Origin of the sequence: Methylibium sp. T29, from assembly GCF_000576205.1 — a bacterium.
Taxonomy (GTDB): Bacteria; Pseudomonadota; Gammaproteobacteria; order Burkholderiales; family Burkholderiaceae_C; genus Methylibium; species Methylibium petroleiphilum.
On the sequence record NZ_AZND01000470.1, the window covers coordinates 1 to 1,486 of the forward strand.

The 1,486-nt window shown below is 74.0% G+C and carries 1 protein-coding gene and 1 pseudogene; both read right to left on the minus strand.

What is annotated here, in order from left to right:
- Window positions 1–1,191: UDP-N-acetylmuramoyl-tripeptide--D-alanyl-D-alanine ligase (murF, locus tag x551_RS22105; protein WP_036251567.1), on the minus strand; the 1,191-nt coding region annotated here is incomplete at its 3' end.
- A pseudogene (locus tag x551_RS22110) lies at window positions 1,188–1,486 on the minus strand (UDP-N-acetylmuramoyl-L-alanyl-D-glutamate--2,6-diaminopimelate ligase); the annotation flags it as partial. The gene murF and the pseudogene x551_RS22110, both read right to left, overlap by 4 nt.

Sequence of the window (1,486 nt, forward strand, 5' to 3'; positions counted from 1 at the left end):
CGCGTCGATGCCGCAAGCGGCCGCATAGCGGCCGACCTCGGCGTGGAAGGCCGGGCCCTGGTCGCCGACCTCGCCCATGTCGCCCAGCACCAGCCAGCGCGGGCCGGGCAGCGTGGCCAGCACGTCGATCGCCGCGCGCACCGAGTCGGGGTTGGCGTTGTAGCTGTCGTCCACCAGCGTCACCGCGCGGCCGCCGCGCTGCAGGGCCTTGACCTGCGAGCGGCCCTTCACCGGCTCGAAGGCCTCGAGGCCACGCGCCACCGCCTCCAGCGGGCAGCCCGCCGCCAGGGCGCAGGCGGTCGCGGCGAGCGCGTTCTTCACGTTGTGCCAGCCGGCCACGCGCAGGCGGATCGCGGTGGCGCCGGCCGGCGTGTGCAGGACCGCAGCCCAATGGTCGCCACTCCACACCGCCTCGGCCACCAGGTCGGACGGACCTTCGAGCGAGAACGTCAACGTCGGCCGCGTGCCGGCCAGCGCCTGCCATACCGCGGCATGCGCGTCGTCGGACGGGAAGACCGCCGTGCCGTTGGCGCCCAGCGCCTCGATCACCGCTCCGTTCTCGCGGGCCACCGCCTCGACGCTGGCCATGAATTCCTGGTGCTCGCGCTGGGCGTTGTTGACCAGCGCGACCGTCGGCGTGGCCATGCGCGCGAGCTGGGCGATCTCGCCGACGTGGTTCATGCCCAGCTCGACGACCGCCGCGCGGTGCCAGGTGTCGGGGTCCTGGCGCAACCGCAGCAGCGTGAGCGGCACGCCGATGTCGTTGTTGAAGTTGCCCTCGGTCGCGAATGCCGCGTCGCCGACCCAGGCGCGCAGGATGCTCGCGATCATCTGCGTCACGGTGGTCTTGCCGTTGCTGCCGGTCACGGCGATCAGCGGCAGGCTCATGCGGGCGCGCCAGTTCGCGCCCAGCGTGCCGAGCGCGGCGCGGCTGTCGGCCACGTGCAGCCCGGCCAGGCCGGCCTCGGCGAGGCCGTGCTCGGCGATCGCCGCCACTGCGCCGGCGGCACGCGCCTGCGGCAGGAAGTCGTGCGCGTCGAAGCGCTCGCCCTTGAGCGCAACGAACAGGTCACCGGCGCGCAGCGTGCGGGTATCGCTGTGCACGCGCAACAGCGGCGTGGCCGGGTCGCCGACGAGCGTCGAGCCCGGCAGCAGCGCATGCGCCAGCCGCAAGTCCATCATCACGCTCATGACGCCAACCCGCGCGCCGCAAGCGCCTGCCGCGCCTCGGCCACATCGGAGAACGGCTGCTTGACGCCGGCGATCTCCTGGTAGTCCTCGTGGCCCTTGCCGGCGATCAGCAGCACGTCGCGGGCCTCGGCGCTGCCGATCGCGCGGGCGATCGCCGCGCGGCGGTCTTCGATCACCTCGACGGCGGCCGGCGCCGCGAAGCCTGCGGCGACATCGGCCAGGATCGCCGCCGGCGCCTCGTCGCGCGGGTTGTCGCTGGTCGCGATCACGCAGTCGGCCAGTCGCTCGGCGACCG